The 26,698-nt window shown below is 32.2% G+C and carries 24 protein-coding genes; 6 read left to right on the forward strand and 18 right to left on the reverse strand.

Annotated elements, in window-relative coordinates; genetic code table 11:
- Positions 1-91 precede the first annotated feature (91 nt).
- Positions 92-283, forward strand: a complete 192-nt coding sequence (locus tag WNY78_RS15040; protein ID WP_342874039.1) for a cold shock domain-containing protein — start codon at positions 92-94, stop codon at positions 281-283.
- A gap of 92 nt (positions 284-375) precedes the next feature.
- Here the strand turns inward: WNY78_RS15040 and WNY78_RS15045 are convergent, their stop codons facing one another.
- The 15 genes from WNY78_RS15045 to WNY78_RS15115 all read right to left on the reverse strand — a co-directional run bounded on the left by WNY78_RS15045 (position 376) and on the right by WNY78_RS15115 (position 18,374).
- Positions 376-1,086: a response regulator transcription factor gene (locus tag WNY78_RS15045; protein WP_342874040.1), complete on the reverse strand. Its 711-nt coding sequence runs from the start codon at positions 1,084-1,086 to the stop codon at positions 376-378.
- A gap of 3 nt (positions 1,087-1,089) precedes the next feature.
- Entirely contained in the window at positions 1,090-2,634 is a 1,545-nt protein-coding gene (locus WNY78_RS15050; protein WP_342874041.1) for a HAMP domain-containing sensor histidine kinase, read from the reverse strand.
- Between the two features lie 99 nt (positions 2,635-2,733).
- Entirely contained in the window at positions 2,734-3,333 is a 600-nt protein-coding gene (gene coaE, locus WNY78_RS15055; RefSeq protein ID WP_342874042.1) for a dephospho-CoA kinase, read from the reverse strand.
- Complete coding sequence (locus tag WNY78_RS15060; RefSeq protein WP_342874043.1) at positions 3,330-4,295, reverse strand: CdaR family protein; 966 nt, start codon at positions 4,293-4,295, stop codon at positions 3,330-3,332. The genes coaE and WNY78_RS15060 overlap by 4 nt, the downstream gene beginning before the upstream one ends.
- Entirely contained in the window at positions 4,285-5,298 is a 1,014-nt protein-coding gene (locus tag WNY78_RS15065; protein WP_342874044.1) for a glycosyltransferase, read from the reverse strand. The genes WNY78_RS15060 and WNY78_RS15065 overlap by 11 nt, the downstream gene beginning before the upstream one ends.
- Before the next feature lie 74 nt (positions 5,299-5,372).
- A complete protein-coding gene (locus tag WNY78_RS15070; protein WP_342874045.1) occupies positions 5,373-7,562 on the reverse strand; it encodes a T9SS type A sorting domain-containing protein in 2,190 nt (729 codons plus the stop codon).
- A gap of 227 nt (positions 7,563-7,789) precedes the next feature.
- Positions 7,790-10,507, reverse strand: coding sequence for a T9SS type A sorting domain-containing protein (locus WNY78_RS15075; RefSeq protein ID WP_342874046.1), 2,718 nt, complete (start codon positions 10,505-10,507; stop codon positions 7,790-7,792).
- 387 nt (positions 10,508-10,894) lie between these two features.
- A complete protein-coding gene (locus WNY78_RS15080; RefSeq protein ID WP_342874047.1) occupies positions 10,895-11,707 on the reverse strand; it encodes an SDR family oxidoreductase in 813 nt (270 codons plus the stop codon).
- Positions 11,708-11,872: 165 nt separating this feature from the next.
- On the reverse strand, positions 11,873-13,525 hold the full coding sequence (gene recN, locus WNY78_RS15085; RefSeq protein WP_342874048.1) for a DNA repair protein RecN: 1,653 nt from the start codon (positions 13,523-13,525) through the stop codon (positions 11,873-11,875).
- Positions 13,526-13,581: 56 nt separating this feature from the next.
- Positions 13,582-14,469 carry a DUF4835 family protein gene (locus WNY78_RS15090; RefSeq protein WP_342874049.1) on the reverse strand — a complete coding sequence of 296 codons (888 nt, stop codon included), beginning with the start codon at positions 14,467-14,469 and terminating at the stop codon, positions 13,582-13,584.
- Complete coding sequence (gene coaBC / locus WNY78_RS15095; protein WP_342874050.1) at positions 14,462-15,730, reverse strand: bifunctional phosphopantothenoylcysteine decarboxylase/phosphopantothenate--cysteine ligase CoaBC; 1,269 nt, start codon at positions 15,728-15,730, stop codon at positions 14,462-14,464. The genes WNY78_RS15090 and coaBC overlap by 8 nt, the downstream gene beginning before the upstream one ends.
- Entirely contained in the window at positions 15,684-16,013 is a 330-nt protein-coding gene (locus WNY78_RS15100) for a DNA-directed RNA polymerase subunit omega (protein WP_342874051.1), read from the reverse strand. Before WNY78_RS15100 ends, coaBC begins: the two co-directional genes overlap by 47 nt.
- Positions 16,014-16,025: 12 nt before the next feature.
- Positions 16,026-16,841: an outer membrane protein assembly factor BamD gene (gene bamD / locus WNY78_RS15105; RefSeq protein WP_342874052.1), complete on the reverse strand. Its 816-nt coding sequence runs from the start codon at positions 16,839-16,841 to the stop codon at positions 16,026-16,028.
- Between the two features lie 132 nt (positions 16,842-16,973).
- Positions 16,974-17,855 (reverse strand): 4-hydroxy-tetrahydrodipicolinate synthase, encoded by an 882-nt coding sequence (dapA, locus tag WNY78_RS15110; RefSeq protein WP_342874053.1) that lies wholly within the window; start codon positions 17,853-17,855, stop codon positions 16,974-16,976.
- The gene (locus tag WNY78_RS15115) at positions 17,856-18,374 is read right to left on the reverse strand and encodes a hypothetical protein (protein WP_342874054.1); all 519 of its coding nucleotides are present in this window, start codon (positions 18,372-18,374) and stop codon (positions 17,856-17,858) included.
- A 72-nt stretch (positions 18,375-18,446) separates the two neighbouring features.
- Here WNY78_RS15115 and WNY78_RS15120 point away from each other — a divergent pair, with 72 nt between their 5' ends.
- Both WNY78_RS15120 and WNY78_RS15125 read left to right on the forward strand, forming a co-directional pair.
- Complete coding sequence (locus tag WNY78_RS15120; RefSeq protein WP_342874055.1) at positions 18,447-19,205, forward strand: 5'-nucleotidase; 759 nt, start codon at positions 18,447-18,449, stop codon at positions 19,203-19,205.
- 4 nt (positions 19,206-19,209) lie between these two features.
- Positions 19,210-20,124, forward strand: a complete 915-nt coding sequence (locus WNY78_RS15125; protein ID WP_342874056.1) for a metallophosphatase — start codon at positions 19,210-19,212, stop codon at positions 20,122-20,124.
- A gap of 1 nt (position 20,125) precedes the next feature.
- On the opposite strand, the gene WNY78_RS15130 is transcribed toward WNY78_RS15125, so the two are convergent.
- Positions 20,126-20,734: a hypothetical protein gene (locus WNY78_RS15130; RefSeq protein ID WP_342874057.1), complete on the reverse strand. Its 609-nt coding sequence runs from the start codon at positions 20,732-20,734 to the stop codon at positions 20,126-20,128.
- A 40-nt stretch (positions 20,735-20,774) separates the two neighbouring features.
- Here WNY78_RS15130 and WNY78_RS15135 point away from each other — a divergent pair, with 40 nt between their 5' ends.
- Both WNY78_RS15135 and WNY78_RS15140 read left to right on the forward strand, forming a co-directional pair.
- Positions 20,775-20,936, forward strand: a complete 162-nt coding sequence (locus WNY78_RS15135) for a hypothetical protein (RefSeq protein WP_342874058.1) — start codon at positions 20,775-20,777, stop codon at positions 20,934-20,936.
- A 116-nt stretch (positions 20,937-21,052) separates the two neighbouring features.
- Positions 21,053-21,436 carry a DoxX family membrane protein gene (locus WNY78_RS15140; protein ID WP_342874059.1) on the forward strand — a complete coding sequence of 128 codons (384 nt, stop codon included), beginning with the start codon at positions 21,053-21,055 and terminating at the stop codon, positions 21,434-21,436.
- On the opposite strand, the gene WNY78_RS15145 is transcribed toward WNY78_RS15140, so the two are convergent.
- On the reverse strand, positions 21,433-22,173 hold the full coding sequence (locus WNY78_RS15145; RefSeq protein WP_342874060.1) for a hypothetical protein: 741 nt from the start codon (positions 22,171-22,173) through the stop codon (positions 21,433-21,435). The genes WNY78_RS15140 and WNY78_RS15145 overlap by 4 nt on opposite strands.
- Before the next feature lie 98 nt (positions 22,174-22,271).
- Positions 22,272-24,266 carry an NAD-dependent DNA ligase LigA gene (gene ligA / locus WNY78_RS15150; RefSeq protein WP_342874061.1) on the reverse strand — a complete coding sequence of 665 codons (1,995 nt, stop codon included), beginning with the start codon at positions 24,264-24,266 and terminating at the stop codon, positions 22,272-22,274.
- Between the two features lie 36 nt (positions 24,267-24,302).
- Here ligA and WNY78_RS15155 point away from each other — a divergent pair, with 36 nt between their 5' ends.
- The gene (locus WNY78_RS15155) at positions 24,303-26,591 is read left to right on the forward strand and encodes a family 20 glycosylhydrolase (RefSeq protein WP_342874062.1); all 2,289 of its coding nucleotides are present in this window, start codon (positions 24,303-24,305) and stop codon (positions 26,589-26,591) included.
- Positions 26,592-26,698: the final 107 nt, after the last annotated feature.

Raw genomic sequence — 26,698 nt, forward strand, 5'->3', positions numbered from 1 at the left:
TTTTCAAAGTTTTTTCAAATAAAACTTAAATACTATTGTTATCTCATAAATTAAGCTACCTTTGCAACTTAATTAAATTAATTATTATATTATGAGTAGAGGTACAGTAAAATTCTTCAACGATTCTAAAGGATTTGGATTTATTACAGAAGAAGGAAATGACAAAGAACACTTTGTACACATTTCAGGTTTAGTCGATGAGATTAGAGAAGGTGATGCAGTAGAATTCGATTTAACAGAAGGAAAAAAAGGATTGAACGCAGTAAACGTAAAAGTTATCTAATATTTCGATATTTTTTAATAAAAAAGCCAATCTTAATGATTGGCTTTTTTTATGTCTAAGACTCTGAGTTTGAACTCAGGTTTATATTTAGATTAATGTTCTTGATTGACAACTAATCTAAATCCTTCTCCGTGAATATTTAATATTTCAACTTTAGGATCTAGTTTTAGATATTTTCTCAGTTTTGCAATATATACATCCATACTTCTAGATGTAAAATAATTATCATCTCTCCAAATTTTTGTCAATGCTAATTCTCTTGGCATTAAATCATTTTCATGAAGAGCTAGCATACGTAACAATTCATTTTCCTTAGGTGATAATTTGATAGGATCTTTACCGTCGCACTTTAAAAAACGTAGTTTTGAGTTTAAGTCAAATCTTCCAATTTTAAATTCAAATTGTTTGCTATCTGCGATAGTATCTGTTGCTTTGCGTTGGATAATTGCTTTAATTTTCATTAAAAGCACTTCGCTATCAAATGGTTTATTTAAATAATCATCTGCACCAACTTTATAGCCTTTAAGCACATCCTCTTTCATAGCCTTAGCCGTTAAGAAAATAATAGGAACGTCAGTATTTTTCTCTCTAATTTCTTTAGCGAGTGTAAATCCATCCTTATAAGGCATCATGACATCTAAAATACATAGGTCATAATCGTCTTTTTTGAATTTTTCGAAACCTTCCATTCCGTTTTTTGCATGAACAACATCGTAATCGTTCATGTTTAAATAGTCTTTTAATACGGTTCCAAAATTTGGATCGTCTTCAACTAAAAGTATTTTCTTATTTTGCTCTTCCATAATTTATGATATTAATGGCAGTTTTATTGTAAATACACTACCTTTTCCTTTTTCACTTTCTACTGATATATGACCTTGATGGTCGTCAACAATTCGTTTAACATAAGCCAAACCTAAACCGTGACCTTTAACATTGTGTACATTTCCTGTATGTTCTCGATAAAATTTCTCGAACACTCGTTTTTGAACTTGTTTAGACATTCCGTTACCTTGATCTGAAATTTTTATCAAGATATTATTTCCCACATTTTCTGTGTAAACATCTATTTTAGGTTCTCCTTCACTATACTTAATTGCATTATCTAAAATATTTACAATTACATTAGTAAAGTGGGTTTCATTAGCTAGTACAGAAGACTTATCTGCCTTTAAATGTGTTTTAACATAACCATTACGATCTTCTACTAATAATTCAACATGAGTTATAGCATCATCGATTAAGTCGTTAAGCTCTACTCTTTCCTTACTTATATTAAGCTCATTCTTTTCTAGTTTAGAAATACGTAATACATTTTCAACCTGAGCATGCATACGCTTATTCTCATCTTTGATCATTTTTAAATAACGCATCACCTTTTCTTGATCTCCTATTATTTTAGGGTTTCTAATAGAATCTATAGCCAAATTAATAGTTGCAATAGGCGTTTTAAATTCATGTGTCATATTATTAATAAAATCTGTCTTAATCTGTGAGATTTGACGTTGTTTTATCAATTGATAAATTGCGCTTGAATATGCTAAAATTATAATAGATGTAAATAGTATTGATAATAAAATCATACTTAAAACCGATGATAACAAATACTTTTTACGTTCAGGAAAATCAACATATAAACGAAAGTTACTTTTGCTCTCATTATCTAAAAAAATAGGAACTCCTATAGTAGTTCCAGGAGTACGCTCAAAATTATCTGATCGTATTTTTGTTGATAAATCTTTATCATAAATAGCATACTCAAAAGTAGTTTTAATACCACTTATAGAAAACTGTGATTGCAATAACTCTAAAACTTCTTCGTTAGAAATTCGTTTATAAACTGGGTAATTTTTATATAAAGCTCTATACTCTTTTTTATAAAAAAGTTGTCCCAATTCATCCATCGAACTATAATCTTTAAATGTTTGGATAGGTTGCAAGTTTTTTTGACCATCAATAAGACTATGATCAATTATATTAGTCTCATTTTGTCTGGTAAACCTTTTAAAATCTATACTGTCTGTACCAATACCAATGTCAAAGAACAATGATGGTGCTTTAAAGCTTTCTTCTGTTATAGTACTTTTAAATAATGTTGATTGATTTGTCTCTTCATTAAATGATTCATAAATCAATAACCTTCTTATCTCACTACTATCTGGTGTTCTTCCATTTTTTGTAACTTCTTTGTATAGCTTATCATAACTAAGAAGCTCTTTATCCTCAATAGCTTTAGAAACTAAACTAAGAGAACGAAACACATCTGAAGTGAATTGTTTTTCTTCATTTTCTAATGCATTATTAATAAAAAATGCTTGAACGAAAATAATACCAATGAGTGATAAACTCATTAGCACTACCAATAAAACGAATAGCTTTTTGCCCATCATTCAAATTTAATATTTTAACATTTAGAATGATTGCTGTTTAACCTTACATTAACACAACTGTTAAATTTTGAGTTTTTTGATGTGTTTTAGAATGGATAAATGTGTTTTTTTAACTTGATTTTTAGTATCCTCTAAGTTATCATTATAGATTACAAAATGAGATTTTTTAATTTTATCTTCATCACTCATTTGATTTTTAATAATGGCTTTTATTTTAGATTTACTAGAGTTATCCCTTTTAATTACTCGGTTAATACGTTCATCTAAATTTGCAGTTACGGCAATTATAACGTCATAAAGAGCTTCATTATTATGCTCAAAAATAATTGCTGCTTCTTTGATAACGTAAGGTGAGTCTTGTTTTTTGAGCCATCGTTTAAAATGAGACGCAACTTTTGGATGTACAATAGCATTCATTTGCTGCAAATACGCTTTATCACTAAAAATCTTTGAAGCGATTACTGGTTTATTAAGCTCTTTTCCAATGTATGCATCATCCCCAAATAATGCAATCAGTTTCCTTCTAATAACTTTAGATTTTACCATTAACTGCTTAGCTTCATCATCTGCAATATAAACTGGAACACCAAGTTCTTTAAAAAAGTTAGCCACTGTAGTTTTTCCACTACCAATTCCACCTGTGAGTCCTACAACTATCATTTTATAATATATTCTACTTTATTTTGTTTCATCCTAGCCGATTTCACTTGAGTTGAATTTACAATTAGTTTAGGTTTAAAAAATGATTGACCAGATTTTAATACATCACTATAATCACATTCTATTATAAAATCTGTTGGTTTTACATCTTTATAGTTATTGAGACTTACATAATAGGATACTTTTATTTGCTTCGGAAAATAATTAAGCTCAATAGTATTTGGCAAATTTAATATAGAAATTGGCACATCAAACGTCCCTTCTGTAAACTTCTCTACTTGAGCAATTATATGTATACTAGATTCTGAAAGTTTTAACTTATCCGAAGAATTTGAAAACTCTAAACCTAAATTTGAATTAATATTAGTTTTAACATTCTCTAAATTAAAAGGTTTTGTTTCTACGTAATTAATAGTATCAATCTCTTTTTGCGCGCCAATGATATTTACTGAATCGGGAGTAATTTCAAAACCATTCAAAGTGTCATAACCTAAAGCAAAATTAATTTCTGATTTTAATATTATGGGTACCTTTTTAACACTCAATGTTCCAAAAGGAAAAATTAGAGTATCTGGTTTCACCGAAATTACATCTACATTGTTACCTAAATGTTGTTTTATATCATAAATTCCTTGGTCTGCTATCCACACGTAATTATTATCCTTAATAAATGTATTTTTCTCAAAATCTAATTGATAGTTTTTATTCTGAAAATAATAGGACAGTAGTTTAAATCCGTGAGTAGATACAGTGACATTTACACTTGGGATACTGTCTAATGTTATAATGTTTTTATCTGGAAGGTTTTTGTATTGTATCTTAAACGGGATGGTTTCTACATAAGTGTCTGATAGTTTCGTAATCACTAAAATTAAAAAAGCCAATAAGAAGAAAAGCCCAAAAACATTAAGCTTTTTGCTTTTTACTGATTGACCTAATTTAGTTTGTAAACTATTTAACATTTTTAAAGAATAAATTTGGATACTGCTTTTCTGGATTTTTATTTAAAATACCAACAGTAACTGTCGATTTAATAAACCCATAGCCATATCCAAAAAACTGTATAAAAATAGCTAATACAGATTGAATAGCAATAATAACACTCTTATTAGCAACCAGTGATAAAATGAAAGCCAAGAGTAAATAAATTCCGTAGAAAAATAAAGGTATTTCAAAACCAAATAGAAACAGCACAATTGACATAATAAAACCTACAGAAAAAACCGTTGGAAACCAATATGTTAATCGTTTTGTCCTAGGATGCCATGTATTTAATATTGGTCTTACCATTCCAAATTTATGTACTTGTTGGTAAAATTTTCGCCATGAAATACGACGCTTATGATACACAAAGGCCTCTTTGATTAAGACGGTCTCAAACCCTAAATCATTTAATCTAATAGATAAATCTGGATCTTCACCTGGATGAATTAAACCAAAACCTCCAGAGGCTTCAAAACCTTTCTTAGACAAGCCCATATTAAAACTCCTAGGTTGAAATTTATCACCAGATATTTTTCCACCTCTAATTCCACCAGTAGTAATAAATGATGTCATTGCAAAATTAATTGCCTTTTGAAGATCTGAAAAAGAATAATGAGCTGCATCTGGTCCTCCAAAACAGTCTACGTAATTAGAAGACAAGTATGAATTAACTATTGTTATATACTGTGTTGGTAATAGACAATCAGAATCTAAAATAATAAAGTAATTCCCTTTGGCTTTAGACATGCCAAAATTTCTAGAATCTCCAGGTCCTGAATTTGTTTTAAAATAGTATGAAATATCTAATTTAGTAGAGAATTTATCAACTACAGATTTACAATCTACAGTTGATCCATCTTCTATAATAACGATTTCGAAAGTAAAATTACCTTCTAAGTTTTTAAAACTATTTAAAAGCTCTTCTACTTCATCTGGCCTGTTAAAAACAGGAATTATAAATGAAAAATATAGTGGATTCATACCATACAAAGGTAAGTAAAGAAAATACAAAAGCCACCGTAAAGGTGGCTTTTGAAAAACTATGTAAAATAAGTTTATTGCTTAATAATTCTTATAGTTTCTGTAACATTACCAATAGTAACTTTTACAAAGTAAGCACCTTGGCTTAATTCACTCATACTAATAGTACTGTCAACAGAATTAGGAGCAGTTCTAAGAACTTCTTGACCTAACATGTTATATACAGATACATTTTGAATATCTTTTTGAGCACTTAAAGTTAACTCATTTTTCACTGGGTTAGGGAAATACGTAAACGCATTTTCATTGTCAAATGAATCTACAGATAATGTTGCATCTGTTAAAGACACATCAAAAGTACCAGTATCTGTTTGATAGCCGTCTACTACAAAATAGTATAGAGCACCAGGAGTTAATCCTGTAGCTAATAAATTAGCTTGAAGTCCACTACCATCTCCAACAACGTCAGCATCATCATCCTCATCACATCCAATTTGAACAACTCCAGTTGTTAAATCTGCACAGTTTGCAACTGTGAACAATGTAATTTGAGTATCATCTAAAGTAGCGCCTGCACCAGTATCTTCTGTTGCAATTAACACTTCTCCAGAAGCTGGAGCCATGAAAGAGAACCAAACTGATTCACTAGCAGGACCTGCAAGGAAATAACAATCACCAGGTACTTCACCTGTCTCAAGAGTTGCTAGAGCATTAGTGTATGCTGCAGTAGTTGATATATCTCCAATATTTAACATAATAGCATTACAAGCATCATCATTTGCTGGTGGTGGTGGTGCATCTTCTGTTGTAAAACTCCACTCTGCACATGGTCCTACAGCTGATGTACCACCATTAACAGGAACAACGCTCCAATAGTAAGTAGTCCCAAAATCCAAATTAATTAAATCTATAGATGTATCTGTTGATCCCAAAAATCCTAAAGAAGCAAGTGCTCCTGAAGTTTCACCAAAGAAAATCTCATAATCTGTAGGAGCAGGTCCTGCAGAAGGAGCCGTCCAATTCAATGTCAATTCTCCATTTGGAATTAATACACCTAACTGAGCATCTGTAGGAGTAATTGGCGCTTCAGCACAATCAGGAGCGATAGCAGGAGTATATGATACAATACATAAATCATCTACTGCAGTAGAATTTGCAGCATCTTTCCATACAGCAATAAAATATTCTGCACCTACTGTTAGGCCACCAATAGATAAAGGCATTGGTCCACAATCAATCTCTGTACCATTACAGGCATCAAATATAGCCGCATCACCAGCAGCAGACATACTAATTTCTATACCTCCACTTGCAGGTGCTGTAGTTTTAACCCAAAGTACAGTATTATCAAAAGTATCACAACTTGCTCCTCCACTAACACCAGTACTAAAATCTAAACTAAGTGGTGTTGTACAATCTGGATCAACAGTAGCATCTATTGCAGTACCACAAGATTGACCTATATCAGGTTGAGTCCATGTTAATGGACCAGTATAAGTACTATCTCCATCAGTTCCTCCACAATTTGCTTGTACATAAAAATCATAATCAGTTCCAGAAGTTAATCCTGATATTGATGCTGTTTCAGAAGTTACAGAACCTCCACCAATTTGACCTACACCTTGTACATATCCAGCAAGACCATATTCGTAAGTCCAATCTCCTTCTCCACCTGAAGCTACCCAAGATAAATCTGTATCAGTTGTTGAAGTTGCAGTAGCGCTTAAGCTTCCTGGAGGTAAACAACCAGATAATTCATCAACTAAGATGTCATCAAGTGTTGCTCCTCTTCCCCAGTTTGCTTTAGCCTCAAAAGCAATATAGTAATCATTACTAGGATCAGGTAATACAATATTTACCTCAGTCCAATCTTCAGCATTTGCAATATATTCAGCAACTTGAGACCAAGTACCTCCAGCAGAACTTTTCACAAAAACTCTTAATTCTTCTGTATCTCCACCCCAAGTTGCATTTGTATAATAAAATGTAAGTACAGGTGTTGTTAATGTTGTTAAATCTAAAGCCGGTGTTTCTAAGCGAGTTCTATTGACATAGTTACCTACATAAAAATAAGCCATTTGGGCTCCTGTTCTGGGAAAAACTGTACCGTTTTGGTTATCGACATCTGCTATCCAGTTTGTCGTTCCAGTAATCTGGGTTTGAGTCCATGTAGCTGGAATCCCTCCTTCAAATCCTTCTGTTAGTACCTGAGCATTTAAGCTGAAACAAAAAGCTAATGAAAGTAATAAAGTAATTTTTTTCATATTAGTTGATTTTATAATTAAGTCTTAAAAATATGACAAATCTTCTATATTTTACAATCATAACTGTATAATCGACAAAAAGTCATAATTACCGATAAAAAACACGTAACCATATAAATATCAAGATTCTAATCAGTTTTATTTATTTGAATGAATTTATGTTATTTAATCAAAAAAAAGACCTTGTTAAAAACAAGGTCTTTTAATATTATAAATATGTTTTAGAATTAGTCTTTAATAACTCTAAGTGTTTTTATTTGATTACCAATTGAAACTTTCACAAAGTAAGCTCCAGCTTGAACATTAGACATATCAATATTTTGGATTGTATTTTGACTATCAATAGCCACAATACGTTGTCCTAAAATATTAAATACCTCTATCTTATCAATAGTATTTGGAGATTCTAAAGTTAATACATCTTTAACTGGGTTAGGATAATACGTAAACCCGTTAAATGTGTTATCATCTAAACCTAAAGTGGATGGTGACCATGCACAGATATTGAATGTTCCTTTTACGTTATCACCATATTCCCAAACTCTTACTAGAAGTACATCTCCTGGAGAAATTCCGTCAGCACCAGTCAACTCCACTAAAGAAAAAGCTCCATCACCTTCATCATCACTACAACCTACTTGTACTAAACTTCCAGATGTTCCAAGATAAACTGTCATTACAGTATCTGAAATTTCACCAGAATCACTAGTTTCAATAGTAAGTTCTCCAGTACTTGGCACAATAACTTTAAACCAAACATCTCCAAGAGGAACACCTCCAGCAAAGGTACAATCTGCAGTATTATCATTTTCTATTGAATCTGTAGCTCCTGCATTTGTGCCTAGCACAGGTGTTTCACATACTGTGTCTCCAACTGTCAAATTAATAGCTCCTGCAACATCATCATTTTCTGGTGCTGGTTCTGGACATGTAAATCCAAAATCACCAAGAGAATAATTACAGTCTGAATCAAGAGCAACAACATCAATCGTCACAGTATCTCCACTATTATAAGGTCCAGTTACTACTGTTCCATCAACAACAGCATAAGTATTAGTACCATCACTTAATAAGGTACCTTCATCTCCTGCATTAGAAACTACATGTTCTACTGTAAAAGTTCCTGTTCCATCTGGATCACAAGCTTCAACAATTGAAGAACTGTCTATTACTGCTGGAGTACATGTTGGTGGAGCCACACAAGTTATGCTTAAGTCAAAGTTACCTGTTTCTGCACCAAATCCACTTACATAAATATAATAATCTGTACCAATAACAGTCTCAAACTCTAATAATGATGTGTTTCCTGTACAACCTGCTGCGCTATTATCATCATTATTAGCTAAGCAAGTAAAATCTCCACATACTCCTGTATACACTGTAATCTCAGTGTCAAAATCTGCTTGAGAACAAGTTGAGGCAGTAACAGTGTCTCCAGTTCCAGCATATACATACCATACACCTACTGCTGTAGCTGATGTACCACATCCATCACCAGCAACTCCGTCGCCATCCGTAGCTAATACGTTAGTTCCGCTTACAGTATCACCACAAACTACTGCTTCAGCATCAGCACATAAGTCGTTATCTGGAGCTGGTTGAGGACATGTAAAAGTATATGTTCCAACTGTAGAACTACAATCTGCATCTAAAGCTACTAATTCAATAGTAACTGAATCTCCACTGTTATATGGTCCTGCTGATACTGTTCCTGCAACTACAGGAAATGTATTTGTACCATCATCAAAAACGCTTCCTGCGTCTCCTGCATCAGATACTACGATATCTACTGTAAATGTTCCTGTTCCATCAGGATTACAAGTCTCAACTTCTACTGCACTATCTATTACTGCTGGAGTACATGTTGGTGGTGCAATAAACTCTAATGACCAAACAAATTCATTTGCTCCACTAGCATACCTATTATCCCATTCTATATAATATGTTGTTCCTGCTATTACAGGAATTGTAACTTCTGAGGCAAAATTATTACCTAAACCTGAAGCACAAGAATCATCATCAAAGCCTTCTACAACTAAAGCTCCACATGCTCCAGAACCAATGTTTAAATATGTATCTGCTCCACCTTCACATGAATTCACATAGATTGTTCCATCTATAGTAGGTGTGTATGCAAAAAAGGCAGAATCTGCTCCTGTTCCCATTTCAGGACTACCACTGCCTGCATTAATTGTAGTGGTATATGTACCAGGAACAATTGCATCTGCAGTAGCACATGTATCTTGATTTGCAGGACAATTATATACTAAAGCACCTAAATCAATATTACAAGCAGTATCAGAATGTACAACGACTAAATTAACAGTTTCTCCACTAGCAAATGGTCCTGCAACAGCACCACCATCAATAATAGGATAAGTAGTTGTTCCATCAAAAACACCTGTAGCATCACCTTCAGAAATAAAAGGTACAAGAATACTGTATTGATCATTATCGCAATCTGCTAGTGCTTCTAGAACATCTAACTCTGCTGTAGTACATTCTGGAGCTGGTGTAAATGTTAGAGACCAGTCAAAAGGTCCTACACTCCATTCATTTGACCACTCAATGTAGTAATCTGTGCCAGCTACTACTGAGTAACCAGAAATTTCAGAAGCATATTCATCTCCATCCCCTAAATCACAGAAATCATCATTGTTAATAGTACCTGTTAAAGCACCACATGTACCTGTTCCAATACTTAAGTCTGTATCAGCTCCACCTAAACATGAACTAACAGTTATAGTTCCATCTGCAGTTGCTGTATAAACAAACCAGGCTGAGTCAATACCGCCTCCCATTTCGCCACTTGCAGTTCCTTCAGTAATTACTGTGCCAGTAATTGTACCAGGTGTTACAGCTGTTGCTGTTGCACAATCGTCTTGCGCATTACTTTGCCAGCAGAACGCTAACAAAGCCATAAAAATAATTGTAATTTTTTTCATTTTTTGTTGGTTTTTAAGTTAATGAATTAATTTTCAGCTAGTAAATTATTCATAATTAAAGCCTTATAACTAAAAATGACTTAACAAGATGTTAACAATTCGATGAATCACAATAAATATCGATAAAAAGACTAATTGTATTAATCATTTATCAAAAACTTGGTTAAAAAAATAGATAAATGATAATATTTTATCTATTCTACTAAATCGAAATCAATTTCACACATTATATACGTCGGATAAAAATGTATTTTAACTACTCATCGACCTTTTAATACTACCTAAATTCATTTAAAAAACCCTCTTAACGATAAATCTAAAACTTGTAAAAACAAAAAAACCGATGCAATTGCATCGGTTTTAAATTCAATTTATTCTTTTATTTTTCTACTCAACAAATTTATCCATCACAGCGTCACTAACTCCCATATTACTAAAACCTCCATCATTATAAAGGTTTTGTAAAGTTACGCGCTTTGTTAAATCACTAAATAATGTTATCGTATAATTTGCACAATCTAAAGCTGTAGCATTTCCTAAAGGAGACATTTTTTCAGCATAAGATATAAAACCATCAAAGCCTTTTACTCCACTACCAGCTGTTGTTGGAGTTGGAGATTGTGAAATAGTATTTACACGTACTTTTTTATCTCTTCCGAAGAAATAACCAAAACTACGAGCAATACTTTCTAAATATGCTTTATTATCTGCCATATCATTGTAATCTGGAAAAACACGTTGTGCAGCCATATAAGTTAAAGCTACAATACTTCCCCATTCATTCATTGCATCTGCTTTATATAAAGTTTGCATTGTTTTATGAAAAGACATTGCAGATACATCTGTACCTTTTTGCGTCCATGCATAATTTTGATCTGTATAATGTTTACCTTTTCTAACATTTATAGACATCCCAATAGAATGTAAAACAAAATCAATTTTACCACCAAGGATTTCCATTGATTGTTCTACGAGATTTTTCAAATCTTCTTCAGATGTTGCATCAGCAGGAATAATTTGAGAACCTGTTTGTTCTGCCAACTCATTAATTTGTCCCATTCTCATGGCAACAGGCGCATTAGTTAATACAAACGTACCACCTTCTTCATGCACACGCACTGCTGTTTTCCAAGCAATTGAGTTTTCGTCTAGTGCTCCAAAGATAATTCCTCGTTTTCCTTTTAATAAATTGTATGACATAATTTTTATGTTAGTTTTTTGGTTGTTTGTTGTTTAGTTGCTAACCGTTAATACTAATTCTAACTTTCTTGTTGGTTAATTTTCCGTAGAAAAAGAATGCTTCTTTAACATTTATAATTTCAAAGTTACTAAAACTTTAAATTGTACACTTTAATCTTTTAGATTTTAATTGAGTAATTGCTTTGCATGTTCTAATGCCGAATTAGAAACATTAGCACCTCCAAGCATTTGAGCAATCTCCACAATACGCTCTTCTGGAGTTAATTTTTTAAGTTGTGTTTGCGTCACCTCATTAACATCTTCTTTAAACACTTTAAAATGATGATCTCCTTTTGCTGCAATTTGAGGTAGATGTGTAATTGTAAACACTTGCATTGCTTTACTCATGTCCTGCATAATGTTTGCCATCTTATTAGAAATCTCTCCAGAAACTCCTGTATCAATCTCATCAAACATGATGGTTGGCAATTGTGTGTAATTTGATAAAATATATTTTATAGCAAGCATGATACGTGACAACTCTCCTCCTGAAGCCGACTTTTTAAGGTCGTTGAATTGTCCGCCTTTATTTGCCGAAAACAAGAACTGCAACTCATCACTTCCATTTGATAAAAATGAATTTGAATGCTTTAAGTCAATATTAAATTTAGCATTAGGCATCCCTAATGTTGCCAAAATGGATTCTAATTGTTTGGTTAACTTAGGGATAATTTTACTCCTATTAGTATGTATTGTTTTACTTATAGAAAATAATTGCGTTTCTAACTGTTTTTTTTCTTTCTCTTTTTCGGAAATGTGAGCATCCAAATTTTCAGTTTCAGATACTTTATGTGTGAGATCTTCACGAATAGCAATGAGTTCTTCTACAGAAGACACGACATGCTTTTGCATTAAATTATGTAAGGTTTGTAGCTTTGTATTCACCACTTCTAAGCGATTTGGATCTGCTTCTAACTGCTCTTCGAGATTTTCAATTTCCGCAAAAATATCATCTATTTCAATTAAACTGCTGTCAATACGATTGTAAATAGTTTGATACTGCTCACCATAATTTGCCAACTTAGATAACAGCTGCTTAATCTCTCTTAGACTAGATGTGATACCAACATCATCATTATCTAATAGTTGATGAGATTGACCTAATTTATCTTTAATCTCTTCTACATTATTAAGCGTTTCATATTCGGCTTCTAGAGTTTCTAATTCGCCTACAATTAATTTTGCATCGACTAATTCTTTTAAGAGAAATAGATTATAATCGAGTTCTTTTAATGCTTCTGACTTTTGGTTTTGTAGTTTTTCAATTTCCGAAGATAGTGTCTTAAAGTTTTTTAATTCGGAAATGTAACGACTCAAATTCTCGTCATTATCTGCCAAAGCATCTATAATTTGAAACTGAAAATCATCATTAGTCAATTGTAAGGTTTGGTGTTGCGAATGAATATCTAATAAATGCTCACCCAAAACTTGCAAATCGTCGAGTCTCACAGGTGTGTCATTTATAAAAGCTCTTGATTTGCCTGAAGGCAAAATCTCTCTCCTTATAATGGTAAGCGATTCGTAATCTAAATCCTGAGTTTTAAATAACGCTTTTAGATTGTATTTAGCAATATCAAAAACACCTTCTATCACACATTTTTTCGTTGAATCTTTGACGCTTGCTAGATCTGCGCGTTTACCTAAAATAAGTGATAAACCACCTAAAAGAATAGATTTACCTGCTCCTGTTTCACCAGTTATTATGGTAAGACCATTGTTAAAGCCTACTTGAAGCTCATCAATAAGTGCATAATTTTTAATGGTAAGTTGTGTAAGCATGACCTTATAAATCTTACGTGAAGTTAACTAAATTACTAATGGAAATAACTAAAAGATTAGAAATTTATATTACGCCATTTTGAGGAGTGCATTGGAGCAATCTTGGTTAAGGTAGAAATCAAATCTGATACATTAACGGTTGGTCCACCACTAAAAATTTGTTCGATTTCATCAGACTTTGTATCGAAAAACACACGCATCAAAAATGAGTTAGGTCGTTTGCTATTCATTTTTTGTAATAGCTGTATAGACTCAACAATGGTGCTTTTTGCCGCCTTAGGATTAGCGCTCATTTGATCCATTCCCTCACGATGATAGCTGTACAATACATTTCTAAAATCTTCAAATGTAGGTGACAACATATTATCTATTAATATAAAACGGGTTTGTCTACCATCTTGAAGACTCCATCCTTTAGCATTGTTTTGTTGCGAATAATTTAAAATGGTTTGCGCTTGTTGATAATATTCATCTCCTCCATTTGGACTAAACGTATCTGCATCAATACCTAATATCATATACACGTGAAAAGACAATACTGAGATCAGATTAGATTCAAATTGGGTTGGGTTGTATACAAAATTCTGAAATTCTAAATACTGAAAGCTAAAATCCTTATCATTAAAATTATAGGTAGGTGAACCATAAGTTGATCCAAAAACAGGTCTTGATGATTGAATTTGTAAACTGGCCTGAAAACGATCTGTATCATAATCGGTAATGGTAACTACCATACTACAATCTATACGTTCTTGATTTTTATAGGATTTGTTGGTCCATTGTGTATTATTTACAAACTCTTTAAGTTGACGCTCTAATGTTTTAAAAACCTGAACATTCTCATTACCTGTTTGCTGTGCATTTACAACCACATTACAATTAAGCTCTTGCGACCAAGACATTGTTACCACTAATATTAAAAGAATGTATAAATACTTATGCATGTGTTTGTTTTAAAATTTGTTGCATTAAATCTTGAGCGACTTCAGTCTTAGACTTTAACTCATGAGCAATTATTTCATGAGATGCAGTTATAAAAGTAACTTTATTTGTTGAACCTCCAAAACCTGCACCTTTATCATTTAAAGAATTAAGCACAATGAGGTCTAAATTTTTAGATTCTAATTTCCCTTTTGCGAACTCCAATTCATTATTAGTTTCTAATGCAAAACCTACTAAAAACTGATGTTTTTTAATAGCTCCAAGAGATTTTAATATATCCTTAGTTTTTTCTAACTCAATAGTAAACGTTGTTTCCTTCTTTTTTATTTTTTGATCAGCAACATTTTTTGGTCTATAATCTGCAACTGCTGCTGAAAGTATGGCTATATCTACATTTTCAAAATAGTTATGGCAAGCATCATACATGTCTTGAGCACTTGTGACACGAATGACATTAATAAAACTGTGATCTACCGTTTGATGAGATGGTCCAGAAACTAAAGTGACCTTAGCACCCAAATTAGCAGCTGCTTTAGCAATTTCAAAACCCATTTTTCCGCTAGAATGGTTTCCCACAAAACGAACTGGATCTATAGCTTCATAGGTTGGTCCAGCTGTAATTAATACTTTTTTCCCTCGTAATGGCAATTTACCTAGCACATCATTTTCTATAAAAGTAACGATATCTTCAGGCTCAGCCATGCGACCTTCTCCTACAAGACCACTTGCTAATTCTCCAGACGTTGCTGGAATCATCACATTTCCGAAGGAATTCAATTTTTCAAAAGAATTTTTAGTGGATTGATGTTTATACATATCTAAATCCATGGCTGGAGCATAATACACAGGACATTTTGCCGAAAGATATGTTGCCATCAACAAATTATCGCAAGTCCCATTTGCCATTTTTGACAAGGTATTAGCCGTTGCTGGTGCGATAATAAAGAGATCTGCCCAAAGTCCTAATTCTACGTGATTATTCCACATAGCATTATCGTCATCTTCATTGGTAAATGAAGAATATGCAGGATTTTTAGATAAAGTAGATAAAGTTAAAGGTGTAATGAAGTCTTTAGAAGCAGGCGTCATAACGACCTTTACGTTTGCGCCTGCTTTTATAAATAACCTAACAAGACCAGCTGTCTTGTAAGCAGCAATACCAGCAGTTATGCCTAGTAATATATTTTTGCCACTTAGAATTGAAGACATACTTGTATTATTCCTTGATGTCGTCGTCTGTGTTTCTGTAATAGATTTTGTCATCTAACCATTCTTGAACTGCTAAAGCGTGTGGCTTTGGTAATTTTTCATAGAATTTAGATACTTCAATCTGCTCTTTGTTTTCAAAGATTTCTTCAAGACTATCGTTGTAAGTTGCAAACTCTTCTAGTTTATCAACTAACTCACGTCTAATATCTGTGTTAATTTGTTCTGCTCTTTTAGAGATTACAGAAATTGCTTCATAGATATTATCTGTTGATGCATCGATGATATTTCTATCATAAGTTTCTGTTGATACAGGAGCGTGTGTTTTCTTTAAATCCATTGTATGTGTAAATTAACTTTTTGTATTGTATTGTTGAGCTGCAGTTTTCATTTCTTCATTCATTTTATCTGCTTCTGCTTTAAATTCAGAATTAGGATAAAATTTATTAAAACTGTTATAATAATTAATCGCTGTATTTAATCTAGCTTCTTGTTTTGATTTGATACTATTAATACCAAGTTTATAAGCAGAATCTAATCTGTAAAACATAGCTTGCTCTCTAAAGCTTGTTCCAGGGAAATCTGCTAAGAAGTTATCAAATGCTTTAATTGCTGCTAAATAATCTGAAGATTCAAAATAAGCAATGCTATTATATTGCTTAGCGATTTCAAATGCTTTTTTCTCTAATTTATAGTCTAATTCTTTAATTAACTCGTTGGCCTGAGGAAGAAATTCAGAATCTGGATATTTATTTACAAATAACTGTAATTTCTCTAAAGCTTCAACAGTTTCATGTTGTTCTTTACTATAAACAGGTGATACTTGATAGTAACTTTTAGCGGCTAAAAAAGAAGCTTCTTGTGCTTTTTCACTAGTTGGATAACCATTTTCAAAACGGGTTAATTGATAACCTGCAGTGATGTAATCTCCCATTTCATAAAATGATCTACCGTACATGTACATCAATTTTTCTGCTTGTGGCTTCCCTCTGTAATTAGGCACTATTAAAGCTAAAATTCTATTTGCTTTAGACCATTTTCCAGCATCAAATAACTCAGTACCCATTTGAAACTTGGTTGCTATATCTTCAGATTTAAGTGCTTTTTGATATTCACTACATGAACTCAAGACTAACGATAATGCTAATAAATAAAATAATTTCTTCATAAATAAAAAACAGGTTGCAAAAGTACGTATTTATAACGTATAATAAAAACATTAATTTGACTCAAAAATAACTGTTGAATTTAGGCTCTCATTATGTTTAAGTAATATTTAACTTTTAAATATAAGTTCGACCTAAGATTCTAATTTTTTAAGCGCTTTTTTAATGTTTTGCTTAAGCTCTTTTGAAGCTTCAACTAATGGAAGTCTCACTACTGATTTAGATAAATCTAAAGCTTCTAAAACACCTTTAATTCCTGCTGGATTATTTTCAGAAAAAATAAGAGAAGTTAAGTCCATTAATTTAAAATGAATAGCATACGCTTCTTTCGCTTTTCCCTCTAATCCTAGATTAATCATTTTTGAGAATTGCTTTGGCACTGCTTGACCAAGAACTGAGATCACTCCTGCTCCACCTGCTAATACAACACCTAAAACTAAATCATCATCACCTGAGATTATTAGAAAATCTTCTGGTTTATCACGTAGTAATTTCAAATATTGATGCACATTATTTCCTGCTTCTTTTACAGCAATAATATTCTCAAAATCTTTTGCTAAACGCAATGTCGTTTCTGGAGACATGTTTGATGATGTTCGTCCAGGAACATTATATAATATAATATCAACTGGTGATGCCTGAGAAATTGCTTTAAAATGCTGATAAATCCCTTCTTGTTGTGGTTTACTATAATAAGGTGATACAGACAAAATCGCATCGATTTGAGATAAATCTGTAGCTTTAATTTCTTCAATGACGTTAGCCGTATTATTTCCTCCAATACCTAAAACCAATGGCACACGACCATTATTTGCTTTGATTATCGTTTGTGTAATAGCTTTCTTTTCGTCTTTGGTTATGGTTACACTCTCACCTGTTGTTCCTGAAATAACGATGTAGTCTGTTCCATTTTCTACATTAAAATTCACCAAGTTAGCTAACGCAGTATGATCTACTGTCAAATCATCATTAAAAGGTGTAATAATGGCTACACCTGTACCATGAAATTTTGTCATTTATAATTTATTTAAAACTGTTAGATATTTTTTTAATTCGTCTTTAAAAACCGAAAACTCTTTAGGCTTAACATTAATCATTAAATCAAATAATCGCTCATCATCATTGGTCAATCCTACTTTAAAATTAGCTTTTGATGCTGCTGTAATTAAGTTAAGTTCAAGATGGTTTTGCTTATAATAACTTATCAATACATCAAACTTAGTATCTACAAACGTTTGCAAGTCAATATTGTTTATTTTTCCTTTCCAACCAAAGTGCTTTGGATTAAAATAGGTGTCCCATAATTCGTTTGAATCTTTAGTATCTTCAACAAATGCAATAATTTTTGTCTTAGCTGTTTGTATTCCTAAGCTTTTAAAATATGATCTAAAGGCTTCAAAATCAGAAAACTCATTCATACTCAAAATAACACCAACAGTATTTACTTTTGTATTACTAACTGCAACTTGTCGTGCATTTAACAATTTGTTGATGTATTTTTGGTTTGATTTTACTTTAAATACCTTTAAAATCATTTATATTTATGCTTTGTACAAATGTAATAAAAACACTTAGTACGATATTCTAAACATTTCATAATAAAATTCATGAATTATAAACAACTTATACTCTTATTTTCAATCTTAATTTTAAGTGCTTGTAAAAAACAAGACGTTTATCTTAATAAAATTGAAGGCAAACAAATCAATATTTCTGATAGTTTAGAAATTAATAAAAACGTAGAAGATTTTATTAAACCTTATCGCGAGCACGTCAATGCAAATTTAGATAGTGTTCTTGCTTATGCTGTTGATACGTATTCAAAAAGTGATGGTGACTACAATACCGCAATTGGTAATATGATGGCAGATGCTGTTTATGAGCAATCTAATCCTGTTTTTAAAAGTAGAACTGGTGAGGATATTGATTTTGTTTTATTAAATCATGGTGGTATTCGCTCAATTATTTCCAAAGGAAACATTACAACAAGAACCGCTTATGAAGTCATGCCTTTTGATAACTCTACTGTAGTTGTTAAACTAAAAGGTGCTCAAGTTAAAGAACTTATTGAGTATTTGTCTAAAGCTAAACGTGCGCATCCTATTTCACAGCTTAATATTGTTTTAGATGTCGACGGAAACATTAAATCTACATCATTACATGGCAAACCATTAGATTTTAGTAAAACATTTAATGTAGCTACTAATGACTATTTATATAATGGTGGTGATCATATGGACTTTTTTAAGACTAATGATAGTCTTTACGTTCTTGATTATAAAATTAGAAATGTACTCATTGATTACTTTACTAAAATAGATACTTTAAAACCAGTTATTGATAATCGTTTTATCCAATTAAAATAAACACATGAAGAGAAGAGAATTTATACAACAAACAGCAGCAGCTTCAGCATTAATTGGACTTGGCGGAATGGGCTTAACCTCATTCACTCCATCAACAACAAAAAAAATAACTATTTTACATACTAATGATGTACATAGTCATATTGATGCTTTTGGACCTGATGATGGCAGAAACCCAAATCAAGGTGGTGTTGCAAGACGTGCTAGTTTAGTTGAAGCCATTAGAAAAGAAAACCCTAACACCTTATTATTAGATGCAGGTGATATTTTTCAAGGCACACCTTACTTTAATTATTATGGTGGAGAATTAGAATTTAAGCTCATGAGCATGCTTAAATACGATGTTGCTACAATTGGAAATCATGATTTTGACAATAGTATCGAAGGTCTTTACGCTCAACTACCACATGCAAAATTTGACTTTGTTTCTGCTAACTATGACTTTTCTAATACTGTTATGGATACACATGTGAAACCATACCGTGTTATTATAAAAGATGGTATTAAAATTGGAATTTTTGGATTAGGTATTGAACTCGATGGTTTAGTAGAAAAACGCATGTATAAAGAAACGGTATATCTAGACCCAACTGAGTCTGCTCAAGAAATGACTAGAATTTTAAAAGAAGATGAAAAATGTGATCTTATTATCTGTTTATCGCATTTAGGTTATAACTATAAAAACCGTCCAGAAAAAATTTCAGATTTAAAACTCGCAGGTATTACTAAAGATATTGATCTTATTATTGGAGGACACACACATACATTTTTGAAAAAACCTACGGTTGTGAAAAATTCCGAAGGAAAAAACATGTTAGTCAACCAAGTAGGTTGTTACGGAATTAACTTAGGAAAAATAGATTTCTATTTTGATTCAGATAAAAATAAAGCTGCAAACGGAACTTCCATTATTGTTTAACCTATGATAGGTTAACTGGTATCTGACGTAATTTCTCTGTTGTAGGAACAAAGTACTCGGTTAAATTTATTCGTCTATCGCTATGTCTATTTGTATGATGATCATATACATATTTATATAGCAAGAATAAACCTGCAGTATGCAATACATTTTCAAAGACTTCAAAGCCCCAGAAATACACATACATACTACATATATAATGTAATACATCAGAAAACACAAAACAAAACACCAACAATAAAAAGGTAATTGATTGTGCTGTTTCTCTACTTAAATAAACTGCAAAAGAAAAGTATGTTAATGCTATAAGCGTAATTCCATGACATATATAGATAATGAGATTTGTATTATCTATAAAATTACTTTTTGCTACTCCATAGAGTGTATAAAGAAAATAAGAGTTTAACAGCAGAACTATTATTAAATATACTGTAACTAAACCTTCAAATTTTACGCGTTTTAATTTTCCTAAAAGCACAAATATTAATAATAAATAAGCTCCTAGGTATGCTATTTTAGAAAGTTTTGAAGTCAAGTCACCAAACTGAAATACGGATAATGCATCTCCAATAAAAAGCACCAAAAAAGTAATGATAAATACGTTTGCCATTTTGTTTAATTGGCAAAAATAAAAAGTTAGTAAAACGGTTATGGTTACCAATTTCACTATTTGGGACACTATAAGCATATTAAAAAATATAGCTACAGAAGTACATAACAGTAATGAAAACAATACAACAACCAACGCCTTATTTGGCTTTAATTTTTGTGATTTTAGCATAGTAGGTTCAACTTGGGTATATCAAATATAATAAATTTTACGTATTTCAACGTAAAAAACATACATTTTATCGGTTTTTAATTAAATTCCTATAATCTATCGTAGGTTCTCGACTTTTAATCGTCTAAAAATCAAGACTATTATATTATGAAAAAATACTTTCCACTTATATTACGTATTATTATTGCTGTAATTTTAATTCAAACGTTAAGATTTAAATTTACTGCGCATCCAGATAGCGTGTATATTTTTACGCAAGTAGGATTAGAACCTATTGGGAGAATAGGGATTGGTATTGCAGAATTAATTGCAGGAATATTATTGCTTTTCAAGAAAACAGCCTGGTTAGGAGCCACTTTAACATTAGGAATCATAGGTGGAGCAATTATGATGCACCTCACCCAACTAGGGATTGAAATAAAAGGAGATGGTGGTACTTTATTCTACACAGCTTTAGTGACATTTATATTATCACTAATAGTTTTATACATTCATAGAAAAGATATGCCTTTTATAGGTGAAAAATGTTAAGCTTTTAAACCCTCAAATTGCTCTTCAACTACTTTAGGCTTTTGGATTAATTTTGATTGAAAGTAAAACAACATAAATGCAGCGATTGTAAATAACGAATAAATAATATTCAATGCATTTTGTAAATCTGTTAAGTAATAGTAAGCCATCTGTATAACTTCAGAAAACACAATCAATACTGTACCTGATAGAAGTATCATTGATTTTTTAGAATCATTATAGATGTAATTTATAACTGACAAACACATCATAAAGACAATCACAGAAATATAAATTATTTGAACAACATTTACATCAACTGCATGTGAGTTCGAGGTTGTCAAATCTGTAATCATATATACAACAAAAACACCTAAGACTAATAAAGACAGCATTTGAATAGGATATTTTATTATCGATTTAACAAAGTTAATTAAATAGAAAATTCTTAAAATCAAGAAGAAATAAGCTAAAACATATAACGCATTGCAGATTATAAAAAAAACATCCATTTCTTCATACATTATAATTTCATCATAGGACAAGTAATCAATGCCTAAGGCTAGCGTATAGGTGACCAAAAAAAGCAAAAAGAATGCATTTCTTTTGATTACTTTATTTAAGTAAAGAATAACAAGAAGGCACATGGCTGTGGCTTTTAATCCAATAGCATTTTTTTCAAGACCATAGAATTCTAAACCTAAAAGCATAATGCTTAAAAGCAAGAGCATAAACCCTAATATGTTACTTAATTTCATAACTTGTTCCTTAATAGCGAAACAAATATAACTCAAAATCAACACTTAAACGCTAAATAATGCATTTAATCGATGAAATAAACATCTTTGTAAGAATTTTATTTCAATTTTAATAAAAAATCTTTCTCAGAAATTATCTCAACACCTAATGTTTCTGCCTTAGCAAGCTTACTTGGGCCCATTTTATCACCTGCAACCAAGAAACTAGTCTTAGAAGATATTGAAGATGAGACTTTTCCACCATTATCTTCTATCAGTTTTTTAAGCTCAGTTCTAGAAACGGTTTCGAAAACTCCAGAAACGACTATAGATTGTCCTTTTAATAGATCGGTTTGGTTGGCTAACTTTTCCGCAGAAATCTCAAGCTGTAATCCGTGATGTCTTAATTTCTCAATAATAGCTTTATTCTCTTCGGAAGAAAAGAATTCTACAACACTCTCTGCTATTCGAACTCCAATTTCATCAACAGTCACTAAATCTTCTAACGAAGCATTCGCCAAAGCATTAATACTCTTATAGTGTTTAGCCAATTTCTTAGCTACTGTTTCTCCAACAAACCTAATTCCCAAAGCAAATAGTACACGTTCAAAAGGAATTTTCTTTGAAGCCTCAATACCATTAATTAAATTATCAGCACTTTTCTCTGCCATACGTTCTAATGGCAACACCTCTTCTTTAGTCAACGAATATAAATCACTATAATTTGAAATCAAGCCTTCATTCACTAAAAGCGCAACCGTTTCACCACCTAATCCTTCAATATCCATCGCTTTTCTGGATATAAAATGTTGAATCCTACCAATAATTTGAACATTACAACCATTATAATTCGGGCAATAATGCTTCGCATCACCTTCTTGTCTTACCAATTCTGTATGACACTCAGGACAATGCGTTATGTATTGTGTTGGTTGAGAGTTTGCTGGACGCTTAGTTAAATCAACAGCTATAATCTTTGGGATAATCTCACCACCTTTTTCAACAAAAACCTCATCACCTTCTCTAATATCTAATTTTTCAATTTGATCTGCATTATGTAATGACGCTCTTTTTACAGTCGTACCAGCCAATTCTACAGGTTCTAAATTTGCAACTGGAGTAATGGCTCCTGTTCTGCCAACTTGATACGTTATTTCATTTAAACGTGTAGACACTTGCTCTGCTTTAAACTTATAAGCCATAGCCCAACGTGGTGATTTTGCTGTATAACCTAATTCTTCTTGTTGCTGAAGATTATTTACTTTAAGCACAACACCATCTGTCTCATAAGGCAAATCATGACGATGTACATCCCAATAGGCTATAAACTCTAAAACTTCATCTACAGAAGTCACTAATTTTGCTGCATTTGGAACTTTAAAACCCATTTGCCTAGCTTTTTCAAGACTTTCAAATTGGGTATCAAACCCTAAATCACGTCCTATAATACCATACAATAAACACTCTAATGGTCGTCGTGCTACTTCAGAACTATCTTGTAATTTTAAACTTCCAGATGCTGTATTTCTCGGATTTCTATACGGCTCCTCACCTATATCAATACGCTCTTCATTCATTTTATTAAAACCCTCAAAAGGCAAGACAATTTCTCCTCTGATATCAAATTTCTTCGGAAATTCGCCTTTCAACTGCAATGGCACAGACTTAATCGTTTTAATATTAGCGGTTACATCATCACCTTGTGTACCATCTCCTCGTGTAACTGCTCTTAATAAACGTCCGTTTTCATATGTCAAACTAATAGACGCTCCATCATATTTTAATTCACATACAAATTCTACTTTACCATCAACATTCTTTTCAATTCGCTTTTCCCAATCTAACAAATCCTCTTTAGAGTACGAATTATCTAAAGAGTACATGCGATGTTCATGTACAACGGTATTAAAATTTTTAGTCACTTCTCCACCTACTCTTTTCGTTGGCGAATTCGCATCATAAAATTCTGGATGTGCCTCTTCAAGAGCCTGAAGTTCTTTTAACTTAATGTCAAAATCAAAATCGCTAATCGTAGGATTATCTAATATGTAATAATTATAATTGTGCTCGCGAAGTTCATCACGAAGGCTATTTATTTTTTGTTCTACACTCATTAAAATACTTATCTTTAAAGCATCTAATATACTAAAATGTCTTTCAAAAAAATTGTCGTTCTCTTAGTTTTTATCAGCTTTTTATACAGTTGCGAATCTAAAGTGTATGTTGCTGAAATTCCGCAAATTATTCCAGTTCCAAACAGCCAAACTATTAATCAAGGATACTTTTTATTTGAAAGTACTATAGGAATCTCATACGACGACTCTTTTAAAATTTCTGGAGATTTTCTTCGGAAATATCTGCAAAAAGGAGATGCTATCAAATTAACAGATGGTAATGATATCCAATTCCTGTTAGACGATTCCATTGAAAACCCTGAAGGTTACAGACTAGAAATTCAACCTTTTAAAATTATAATTAGTGCAAAAACAGATCAAGGTGCGTTTTACGCTGTACAGACCTTACGTCAGTTATTACCTCCAGAATTTGAAAACGGTTCATTTTCCGAAGAAAAAATAAGCATTCAATGTTTAACGATTACAGATGCTCCACAATTTCAATATCGAGGCATGCATTTGGATGTTGCTCGACATCAATTCTCTGTAGATTTCATCAAACAATATATTGATGCGATTGCGATGCTTAAAATGAACACCTTCCATTGGCATTTAACCGATGATCAAGGCTGGCGAATTGAAATAAAAAAATATCCAAAACTGCAAGATATTGCTGCGTATAGAAACGAAACGTTAATAGGACATTACAGCGATCAACCTCATCAATTTGATGGGAAACGTTATGGCGGATTTTATACACAAGAAGAAGTCAAAGACGTTGTTGCTTATGCACAATCACGACATGTAACTGTCATTCCAGAAATTGAAATGCCTGGACATGCGCAAGCTGCAATTAGCGCGTATCCAAATTTAGGTTGCACAGGAGAACAGGTTGATGTTGCTCAAAAATGGGGTGTTTTTGAGCATATTTTTTGTTCTAAAGACGACACTTTTGATTTTCTAGAAGATGTTTTAGATGAAGTGATTCCGTTGTTTCCTAGTGAATATATACATATTGGTGGTGACGAAGCACCAAAAACAAACTGGAAAACGTGTGACCAATGCCAAAACCGAATTAAAACCGAAGGTTTAAAAGACGAGCACGAATTGCAAAACTATTTTATCACTCGTATTGAAAAGTACCTCAACTCAAAAGGCAAACAAATTATAGGTTGGGACGAAATTCTAGAAGGTGGTCTCGCTCCTAATGCAACAGTAATGTCTTGGAGAGGAACTAAAGGCGCTATTGAAGCTGCTAAACAAAAACATAATGTAGTGATGACACCAACATCACATTGCTATTTTGATTATTATCAATCTACAAATCCGGATGAACCAACTGCGATTGGCGGATTTCTACCCTTAGAAAAAGTATATGGTTTTAATCCTATTCCTACGGAATTATCTGCAGAAGAATCCAAATACATTTTAGGCGCTCAAGGAAATTTATGGACCGAATACATCCCAACCGAAGATCACGTTGAATACATGGTTTTCCCACGTATTCTTGCAATGAGTGAAGTGGTTTGGTCTAAAAATGAAAATAAAGACTATTCTAATTTTGTAAAACGTGTAGAAAATTTCAACAAACGTTTAGATGTTTTAGACATCAATTATGCGAATCATTTATATGAGATTGAAGGTGAGCTCATTTCCGAAGAGAATAAGAATTACTACAAACTTTCTACAACATTAGAAGACAAAACCATCTACTACACTTTAGATGGCAGTCCTGTGAATCTGTTTTCTCATGTATATAAAGAACCAATACCAATTACTCAAAGCACCAAAATTAAAGCTGCAGTTTTTAATTCTGAAAAACGCCTTGGAAACGTATTTTCTGAAACGATAAACTATCACAAAGCAGTTGGAAAAACAATAACGATTAATAAAACACCTCATAAATCTTACTCAGGAAGTGGTCCAGAAGGATTAATTAATGGCATTTCGGGAAGCGACTCTCGCTATGGTGATAAAGAATGGCTAGGATTTTGGGGAGAAGATATTGAGATTGTGATTGATTTAGGAGAGGAAATGGACATTAATTCTATCGAGACAAGATTCTATAATGGAAAAGGACAATGGATATATGCACCTGAAAATATTAAAGCTTATTATGATGATGGCAGTAGCTCAAAAATTAATTTTTCTGCAAGCGATGATATTTTAATAAAAGCAAATTTTATAAAGAATAGTGGTTTAACAAATGGGTTGAAAACACGATACATAAAATTAAATATTGAAAACTACGGTACAATACCAGATGGAAAACAAGGTGCAGGACAAAAAGCTTGGACGTTTATTGATGAAATAATTGTAAACTAATATCTTGTTGTCATTCAGAGGAGTGAAACGACATAGGAATCTCAATAATTAAATAAAACAATTAGATTGCAACGACCTAAAGGTCTTGCAATGACAGAACAGAAAAT

It is taken from the genome of Psychroserpens sp. AS72, from assembly GCF_038900375.1.
Lineage (GTDB): Bacteria > Bacteroidota > Bacteroidia > Flavobacteriales > Flavobacteriaceae > Psychroserpens.

What these genes read in the sequence shown, in the direction of transcription:
- WNY78_RS15040 (WP_342874039.1), top strand. Translation starts at nt 92, where the DNA reads ATGAGTAGAGGTACAGTAAAATTCTTCAACGATTCTAAAGGATTTGGA.
- WNY78_RS15045 (WP_342874040.1), bottom strand. Translation starts at nt 1,086, where the DNA reads ATGGAAGAGCAAAATAAGAAAATACTTTTAGTTGAAGACGATCCAAAT.
- WNY78_RS15050 (WP_342874041.1), bottom strand. Translation starts at nt 2,634, where the DNA reads ATGAGTTTATCACTCATTGGTATTATTTTCGTTCAAGCATTTTTTATT.
- coaE (WP_342874042.1), bottom strand. Translation starts at nt 3,333, where the DNA reads ATGATAGTTGTAGGACTCACAGGTGGAATTGGTAGTGGAAAAACTACA.
- WNY78_RS15060 (WP_342874043.1), bottom strand. Translation starts at nt 4,295, where the DNA reads ATGTTAAATAGTTTACAAACTAAATTAGGTCAATCAGTAAAAAGCAAA.
- WNY78_RS15065 (WP_342874044.1), bottom strand. Translation starts at nt 5,298, where the DNA reads ATGAATCCACTATATTTTTCATTTATAATTCCTGTTTTTAACAGGCCA.
- WNY78_RS15070 (WP_342874045.1), bottom strand. Translation starts at nt 7,562, where the DNA reads ATGAAAAAAATTACTTTATTACTTTCATTAGCTTTTTGTTTCAGCTTA.
- WNY78_RS15075 (WP_342874046.1), bottom strand. Translation starts at nt 10,507, where the DNA reads ATGAAAAAAATTACAATTATTTTTATGGCTTTGTTAGCGTTCTGCTGG.
- WNY78_RS15080 (WP_342874047.1), bottom strand. Translation starts at nt 11,707, where the DNA reads ATGTCATACAATTTATTAAAAGGAAAACGAGGAATTATCTTTGGAGCA.
- recN (WP_342874048.1), bottom strand. Translation starts at nt 13,525, where the DNA reads ATGCTTACACAACTTACCATTAAAAATTATGCACTTATTGATGAGCTT.
- WNY78_RS15090 (WP_342874049.1), bottom strand. Translation starts at nt 14,469, where the DNA reads ATGCATAAGTATTTATACATTCTTTTAATATTAGTGGTAACAATGTCT.
- coaBC (WP_342874050.1), bottom strand. Translation starts at nt 15,730, where the DNA reads ATGACAAAATCTATTACAGAAACACAGACGACGACATCAAGGAATAAT.
- WNY78_RS15100 (WP_342874051.1), bottom strand. Translation starts at nt 16,013, where the DNA reads ATGGATTTAAAGAAAACACACGCTCCTGTATCAACAGAAACTTATGAT.
- bamD (WP_342874052.1), bottom strand. Translation starts at nt 16,841, where the DNA reads ATGAAGAAATTATTTTATTTATTAGCATTATCGTTAGTCTTGAGTTCA.
- dapA (WP_342874053.1), bottom strand. Translation starts at nt 17,855, where the DNA reads ATGACAAAATTTCATGGTACAGGTGTAGCCATTATTACACCTTTTAAT.
- WNY78_RS15115 (WP_342874054.1), bottom strand. Translation starts at nt 18,374, where the DNA reads ATGATTTTAAAGGTATTTAAAGTAAAATCAAACCAAAAATACATCAAC.
- WNY78_RS15120 (WP_342874055.1), top strand. Translation starts at nt 18,447, where the DNA reads ATGAATTATAAACAACTTATACTCTTATTTTCAATCTTAATTTTAAGT.
- WNY78_RS15125 (WP_342874056.1), top strand. Translation starts at nt 19,210, where the DNA reads ATGAAGAGAAGAGAATTTATACAACAAACAGCAGCAGCTTCAGCATTA.
- WNY78_RS15130 (WP_342874057.1), bottom strand. Translation starts at nt 20,734, where the DNA reads ATGGCAAACGTATTTATCATTACTTTTTTGGTGCTTTTTATTGGAGAT.
- WNY78_RS15135 (WP_342874058.1), top strand. Translation starts at nt 20,775, where the DNA reads ATGGTTACCAATTTCACTATTTGGGACACTATAAGCATATTAAAAAAT.
- WNY78_RS15140 (WP_342874059.1), top strand. Translation starts at nt 21,053, where the DNA reads ATGAAAAAATACTTTCCACTTATATTACGTATTATTATTGCTGTAATT.
- WNY78_RS15145 (WP_342874060.1), bottom strand. Translation starts at nt 22,173, where the DNA reads ATGAAATTAAGTAACATATTAGGGTTTATGCTCTTGCTTTTAAGCATT.
- ligA (WP_342874061.1), bottom strand. Translation starts at nt 24,266, where the DNA reads ATGAGTGTAGAACAAAAAATAAATAGCCTTCGTGATGAACTTCGCGAG.
- WNY78_RS15155 (WP_342874062.1), top strand. Translation starts at nt 24,303, where the DNA reads ATGTCTTTCAAAAAAATTGTCGTTCTCTTAGTTTTTATCAGCTTTTTA.